At 68.8% G+C, this 7,166-nt stretch carries 6 protein-coding genes and 1 riboswitch; of the genes, 4 read left to right on the top strand and 2 right to left on the bottom strand.

Features of this window, described 5'->3' with window-relative positions:
- Nucleotides 1-702, bottom strand: a 702-nt coding sequence (locus tag AC1DP0_RS15090; RefSeq protein ID WP_478085509.1) for a hypothetical protein, incomplete at its 3' end; no start/stop codon positions are given.
- 367 nt (nucleotides 703-1,069) lie between these two features.
- Here AC1DP0_RS15090 and AC1DP0_RS15095 point away from each other — a divergent pair.
- Nucleotides 1,070-1,675 (top strand): lysostaphin resistance A-like protein, encoded by a 606-nt coding sequence (locus tag AC1DP0_RS15095; RefSeq protein WP_478085510.1) that lies wholly within the window; start codon nucleotides 1,070-1,072, stop codon nucleotides 1,673-1,675.
- A 12-nt stretch (nucleotides 1,676-1,687) separates the two neighbouring features.
- Here AC1DP0_RS15095 and AC1DP0_RS15100 read toward each other — a convergent pair whose 3' ends face one another.
- Nucleotides 1,688-2,083 carry a (R)-mandelonitrile lyase gene (locus AC1DP0_RS15100; protein WP_478085513.1) on the bottom strand — a complete coding sequence of 132 codons (396 nt, stop codon included), beginning with the start codon at nucleotides 2,081-2,083 and terminating at the stop codon, nucleotides 1,688-1,690.
- An 82-nt stretch (nucleotides 2,084-2,165) separates the two neighbouring features.
- On the opposite strand from AC1DP0_RS15100, the gene AC1DP0_RS15105 reads away from it, so the two are divergent.
- From AC1DP0_RS15105 to AC1DP0_RS15115, 3 genes are all read left to right on the top strand, one after another.
- A complete protein-coding gene (locus AC1DP0_RS15105) occupies nucleotides 2,166-2,840 on the top strand; it encodes a TetR/AcrR family transcriptional regulator (RefSeq protein WP_478085516.1) in 675 nt (224 codons plus the stop codon).
- 101 nt (nucleotides 2,841-2,941) lie between these two features.
- A riboswitch (cobalamin riboswitch) is annotated at nucleotides 2,942-3,170 on the top strand.
- Between the two features lie 252 nt (nucleotides 3,171-3,422).
- Complete coding sequence (locus AC1DP0_RS15110; protein WP_478085523.1) at nucleotides 3,423-6,005, top strand: ribonucleoside-diphosphate reductase subunit alpha; 2,583 nt, start codon at nucleotides 3,423-3,425, stop codon at nucleotides 6,003-6,005.
- 49 nt (nucleotides 6,006-6,054) lie between these two features.
- Nucleotides 6,055-7,128 (top strand): ribonucleotide-diphosphate reductase subunit beta, encoded by a 1,074-nt coding sequence (locus tag AC1DP0_RS15115; RefSeq protein ID WP_478085519.1) that lies wholly within the window; start codon nucleotides 6,055-6,057, stop codon nucleotides 7,126-7,128.
- The last annotated feature ends 38 nt before the right edge of the window (nucleotides 7,129-7,166 follow it).

Here is a 7,166-nt window from a genome sequence, read left to right on the forward strand (position 1 = left end):
GGCGCGACGGGTCCACAGCAGGACGCCGGAGACGATGAACGCCGGAGCGAGCACGCCGAGGTCGAGGGCGTAGACGAGGTGGACCGCCTGCGGTGGCATGACGTCCGCGGGCAGCAGGCCGGTCACGGCGAACCGGACGGAGAGGGCTCCCCAGGCGGCGACGAGCCCGGCCCCGAGCAGCGTCGTGAACGCGGCGACGGCCCGCGCCGCCGGGCCGGTGCGGATACCCGCCGCCACCGCGTCGACCTCGAGGCTCGACCCGAGCAGCACCACGGCATACGTCGACGCGGAGAACGCGGCCACATGCAGGAGGAACACGTCGCTGAACGCCGCACCGAAGGCGTAGTACGCGTAGTTGTAGACCCCGTAGAAGAGCAGCCCCAGCCACACGGCGACCCACGCGGACGAGGACCGGGTCGCGCTGCGGTACACGGCCACCGCGAGCGCGGGCACGACGACCGTGAGCGTGACGAGGTCGTTGCCGCGCAGGGCCGCGGTCGCCCACGCCTGCTCCGGGTAGAGCCCGGGCACGAGCAGGCCGAGGAGCGTCTGGGCGAGCATCAGCCCGAGGACCACGAGCGAGAGCACCCGGGCAACGGTCAGCCTCGGGCCCTCACGCAGCAGGGCGATCGCGCCTGGCGGTGGTCCGCCCGTGCCCCGGACACTGTCCTTGCTCCACCCGGCGACGCGCTCGGCAGCCATGACCACCGACCTCCTCGGCGACGAGGCCTGTGCTCGAGTGGCGCCACTTCGGCGCACACTCCGCGCACACCTCTTGCTCCACGCTAGCCCGCGGGTGAGATCACCCGGACCGTCCTGTCTGCAGCCTCACACCGCACGCTCCACGGCATGACCGCGACGCGGCGCGCGCCACGTTCCGCCTTGCGGCAGAGGACACGAAGCCGTGGGGTAGATCACCACCCTTTGGAGTCGAAAGACCCTGAATGTGACGGCCGAACCGGCCCTAACGTCGAGGGTGGAGGCGAAGGCCATGTTCACCATTCGAAACCTCGGCGGAATCTCCCTTCTCCCGGCTGGCAGCAGCAGGCTATTGAGGCGGTTACCGACGATGAACACCAAGCACACCGATGCACGCCTCACACGAGAGGACGCTCCGGGCGCCGCCACCGAGGGCCTCCGGGCGCCTGATCGCGCCAGCGGCATCTGGCGCCTGATGGCTGCCGTCGAAGTTGCCGCCGCCGCAGTCGCGGTACTCGCGGACTGGCTGATCCCCTCCCTCGTGCTCGTCGGCTTCGCCGTGCTGATCCCGGTCACCAACCACCTCACCGGAACCCGGCAGGACGTCAGCTCCTTCGGCGGCCTTCACGGCAACCTCCGGCTGCTCGTGACGTACCTGGCGGCGTCCTGGGTGCTCGCCGCGTTCTGCGAGGAGACCGCGTTCCGCGGCTACCTGCTGACCCGACTCACCGAGGTGTTGGGCCGCGGACGTCTGCACGTCGCCGTCGCGGTGCTGGGTTCCTCGCTGCTGTTCGGCCTGCTCCACACCGAGCAAGGCCCCGTCGGCGTCGTCGCCGCCGCTCTCGGGGGCGTGGTGTTCAGCGGGCTACGGTACCGGTCCCGCACGTTGTGGGCGCCGGTGCTCGCGCACGGTTTCGACGACACCCTGGGCTTCGCCTGGTTCTTCCTCTTCGGGCCGTTCTACGGCCTGTGGTAGCCGCAGGCAGGCTCAGTGGCCGTACTCCTCGTCGGTGACGTGGCTCAGCCAGGTCGCGACCTGGCCGCTGTCGTCGGCTTCCTGGATCGCAACGTGGGCCATGAACCGGTCGGCGGTCGCCCCGTGCCAGTGCTCCTCGCCCGGCTCGATGTAGACCACGTCGCCCGGACGGATCTCCTGGACGTCACCGCCACGGCGGGCCACGTAGCCGATGCCGTCGGTGACGTAGAGCGTCTGCCCTTTGGGGTGGTGGTGCCAGGCTGTCCGCGCGCCGGGAGTGAACCGGACGTGGGCACAACCGACGGCCGACTGCTCGTCGGGGTTGCGTATGCCGTCGATGAAGACGGTGCCCGTGAACCAGTCCGCGGGGCCGACGCCGGTCTGGCTGCCGCTCTTCGTGTACTTCATGGTGTTCTCCTTCTCGGTTTCGTGCCCGCACCCTAGCACTTAAGCGGATGTTAGCTATCCGGTTCATGCTAGGGTCGCCTCCATGACGGACGCCACGCCCCGAGCGCTACGCAGGGACGCCGCCGAGAATCGCGCACGTCTCCTCGCGGCTGCCCGCGAGCTCTTTGCCGAGCACGGGTTGGGCGTGACGTTGAACGACATCGCCCACCATGCGGGCGTCGGGGTCGGGACGGCATACCGGCGCTTCCCGAACAAGGAGGCCGTCATCGACGCGCTCTTCGAGGAGCGCATGGAAGACGTCGAGACTGCGGCCCGGGAGGCCCTGGAGGAGCCGGATGCGTGGCAGGCCCTGGCCGGTTACCTGGAGCGCACCCTGCAGATGCAGTTCGGGGATCGCGGCCTAAACCAGATCCTGAACGACCCGACTCTCGGCGACGCTCGCATCAACGACGTCCGGGTACGCATCGCACCGTTGGTGGTGGAGCTCGTCGAGCGCGCGAAGGAACAGGGCGTCGTGCGCCCCGACTTCGAGCCAACCGACGTCATCTTCATCCAGGCGGCGTTGTCGACGATCATGGACAGCACCCGGGACCTCGCCCCCAACCTCCACGAGCGGTACCTGGTCCTGTTCCTCGACGGTATCCGCGCTGGCCGGTCTGACGTCTCACCGCTGCCGGCCCCGGCGCTGAGCTCGGAGGTGACCCACCTGGCGATGACGAGCGAGCGACGTCGAGCCCGCGGTGGAAGCAAAGCGTGAGGTCGCTGGGGAGTGGCGCAACGAGCTCGGAAGCCGGTGGCTGCAGTGGCGCGACGACACGCGCAAGATGTTGGGTGCGAGAGGGGTGGAGCCACTAGGTCTAGTGTCGGTGCTGCAGCTGGTTCGGCGTATCAGCCAGATACGTCGTCGCAAGAGGGAACCCGGTGTGAGTCCGGGACTGCCCCGCAGCGGTGAGTGGGAACGACCGTCGTCATGAGCACTGGGCCTTCGGGTCTGGGAAGCGGCGACCAGTAGGAGACGGACCGTCCGAGAGTCTCGGGCGGTGTGCTGCCCGCGAGTCCGAAGACCTGCCAGCGCACCGCGTGAACCCACGCGGTGGTCCGACGGCCCCGTGGGAGGGCTGGTGGGCAACGGCTGGACGCGGGCGGGCACCTCTGTCGGGAGCCTCGCGTGACGGTCGTCGTTCCTCGTTTCTCCCCGCGCCGGTGGACCGTTCGCCACCGCTGCGAGGAGACAGCCGTGAACAGCCCCCTGCAGGAAACCTTCGACCGGGACGGCGCCCAGCCGGGCAGCCCCGCCATCGCCGTACCGGCCCAACCGCAGCCGACGTCGGCCACCCAGGTGTCGGTCACGAAACGCGACGGGACGCATGAGCCCTTCGACGCCGATCGGATCAACCGCGCCGTCGAGCGAGCCACCGAGGGCCTCGACAACGCCGTGGGCCTCACGGTCCAGATCGCCTCCGAGCTGGCGATCACGCTCTTCGACGGCATCACGACGGAGCAGCTCGACCAGGCCGCGCTCCAGGTCGCCGTCCAGAACGTCAAGGACGACCCGGCCTTCGACCGGGTCGCGGCCCGGATGCTGCTCAAGACGATCTACAAGCGGGTGCTCGGCAGCTACGAGACGGTGCGTGAGCTGAACCTGCTGCACCGGGCGCGCTTCCCCGGATACGTGCGCGACGCCGCGGAGAACGGGCTCCTCGACGCCCGCCTGGCCACCGGGTTCGACCTCGAGCGCCTGGCCGACGAGCTCGACCCCGAGCACGACGAGCTGCTCACGTACGTCGGCGTCGTCACGATGCGCAACCGCTACCTGCTGACCGGACCGGGCGGCGCGGACGTCGAGGTGCCGCAGTACTTCTGGATGCGCGTCGCGATGGGTCTGTCGCTCAACGAGGACGACGCCACCGAGGCCGCGATCCGCTTCTACCGCGCCACGGCCCGGCTGGAGTACCTGCCCGCTGGCTCAACGCTGGTCAACGCGGGCACGCCGCAGCCCCAGCTGTCCAACTGCTTCGTCATGCAGATGGAGGACGACATCGAGCACATCGCCAAGAGCGTGCGCGACGTCATGTGGATCACGAAGGGCACGGGCGGGATCGGCCTCTCGGTGACGAAGCTGCGCTCCGAGGGCTCGCCCATCCGCAGCAACAACACCACCTCCACGGGGCCGATCCCGTTCATGCACACGATCGACTCGACCCTGCGCGCGATCTCGCGCGGTGGCAAGAAGTTCGGGGCCCTGTGCTTCTACATGGAGAACTGGCACCTTGACTTCCCGCAGTTCCTCGACCTGCGCCAGCAGGCCGGCGACCCCTACCGCCGCACGCGTACCGCGAACACTGCCGTGTGGATCTCCGACGAGTTCATGCGCCGGGTCGAGCGGGACGAGACGTGGTACCTCTTCGACCCGCTCGAGACGCCTGATCTCGTCGAGCTGACCGGCGCCGCGTTCAGCAGCCGGTACGTCGAGTACGTCCAGCTCGCGGAGCAGGGGCGACTGCGGGCCTTCCGCACCATCCGCGCACGCGAGCAGTTCTCCGCCATCCTCGTCGCGCTGCAGACGGCCTCGCACCCGTGGCTGACGTGGAAGGACACGATCAACCTCCGGGCACTCAACGACAACACCGGCACGATCCACCTGTCCAACCTGTGCACCGAGATCACGCTTCCGCAGGATCGTGACCACACGGCAGTGTGCAATCTGGCATCGGTCAACCTCGCTCGGCACCTGCTCGCGGGCACGCCCGGCCCGGCCGGCGTCCCGCTCGACCTGGACGCCGCGGTGGACTGGGTGCGCCTCGAGGCGACCGTGCGCACGGCCGTGCGGCAGCTCGACAACCTCATCGACATCACCCTCTCGTCGGTGGTCGAGTCGGAACGCTCGAACGACGCCAACCGTGCGGTGGGCCTGGGCATGATGGGGTTCACCGACGTCGTCGAGCGTCTCGGCATCGCGTACGGCAGCGACGACTCCCTGGAGCTCATCGACCGCGTCACGGAGTTCATCAGCCACACCGCCATCGACGAGAGCGCCGACCTGGCGCGCAGCCGCGGGAGCTACCCCAACTTCGCTGGCTCGGGATGGTCGCGGGGCCGGGTGCCCATCGACACGATCGCTGACCTCGAGGCCGATCGCGGGCTGAGCGTCGACGTCGACCGGACCTCACGCCTGGACTGGGATGCCCTGCGGGAGAAGGTCGCCGGCGGCATGCGCAACGCGACGCTCATGGCTGTGGCGCCGACAGCCTCCATCGGACTCGTCGCCGGGACCACCCCGGGACTCGACCCGCAGTTCTCCCAGCTGTTCAGCCGCACGACCAGCTCGGGCAAGTTCCTCGAGGTCAACCGCAACCTCGTGACCGCTCTCAAGGAGCGAGGCCTGTGGGAGCAGGTGCGTGAGCCGCTGCTGCGCGCGCAGGGCGACGCCCAGGGGATCAGCGCCATCCCCACCGAGGTGCGGGACGTGTACCGGACGTCGTTCCAGCTGTCGCCGTACGCGTTCCTGCACGTCGCCGCGCGGGCGCAGAAGTGGGTCGACCAGGCGATCAGTCGCAACATGTACCTCGAGACCCGCGACCTCGCCGAGATGGCCCGAATCTATGCGACCGCCTGGCGCATGGGCGTGAAGACCACGTACTACCTGCACGTGAAGCCGCGCCACACCGCCGAGCAGTCGACGGTGCAGGTCAACAAGGCGGCCTCGACGGGTCGCGCCGGAGGGTTCGGGTTCGCGCGACCTGCTCCCACGGCGTCGGTGCCGGCGCCTGCCGTCCCTGAACCGGGTCCCGTACCGAACTCGGCGACCTCACCCGTCCTCGACGTCGTCCACGAGACCGTCGACGACGCCGACGACGAGCTCGACGGGCTCGTCTGCCCGACCGACCCCCAGGAGCGCCTGCAGTGCGATGCCTGCCAGTGACCGCGTCCCTCGCCGCCACTCTCGACCCGACCGTCCAGGAGACCCAGCCATGACCACCATCGCCCCGACCGAGACCCCGACCGAGACCCCCACCGAGACCACGACCGAGACCACCGCGAGCCCAGCCGCCGCGAACAGTGCCTCCTCGATCCTCGGCAGCGGGATCACCGAAGGCCTGCTGCTCAAGCCGATTCGCTACCAGTGGGCCTACGAGCTCTACGAGCAGGCCGTCGCCAACACGTGGTTCCCGCACGAGGTGCAGCTCGGCGAGGACCTCGCCGACTTCGCCCGTATGACCGAGGAGGAGAAGCACGCCGTCACCTTCCTCATGAGCTACTTCAACCCGAACGAGCTGCTCGTCAACAAGGCGCTCGCGTTCGGCGTCTACCCCTACGTCAACGCGCCCGAGGCGCACCTGTACCTCGCCAAGCAGATGTGGGAGGAGGCCAACCACTGCGTGGCGTTCGAGTACGTCCTGGAGACCTTCCCGATCGACCGGCAGCGTGCGTACGCTGCCCACGTCGGCACCCCGTCGATGGCGGCCAAGGAGGCCTTCGAGGTCCGTTACCTGACGCGCATGACCCAGCGCACCCTCGACATCAGCTCACTCGAGGGCAAGCGTGACTTCGTGCGCAACCTCGTCGCGTACAACGTCATCCTCGAGGGCATCTGGTTCTACAGCGGCTTCATGGTCGCGCTGAGCTTCCGTCAGCGGAACCTGTTGCGCAACTTCGGTTCCCTCATCGACTGGGTCGTCCGCGACGAGAGCCTGCACCTCAAGTTCGGGATCAACCTGGTCCTCACGGTGCTCGAGGAGAACCCCGAGCTGCAGACGCCGGAGTTCGCCGACGAGATCCGACAGATGATCCTCGACGCAGTCGAGCTGGAGGAGCGCTACAACCACGACCTTCTGCCGCACGGGATCCTCGGTCTCAACGCCACGTACATCAACACCTATGTGCGCTACCTGGCCGACCGCCGCCTCGAGGAGCTCGGCTTCGAGGCGCACTACGGAGCCACCAACCCCGCGAAGTGGATGGCGGCGGCGAACGACACGCTCGAGCTCGTGAACTTCTTCGAGGCGACGAACACCAGCTACGAGGTCGGCGCCCGCACGAACTGAGCACCGACGTCACCGGTACGACCGCACCGGGACGCGGG

Source organism: Terrabacter sp. P5_B1 (assembly GCF_056400505.1).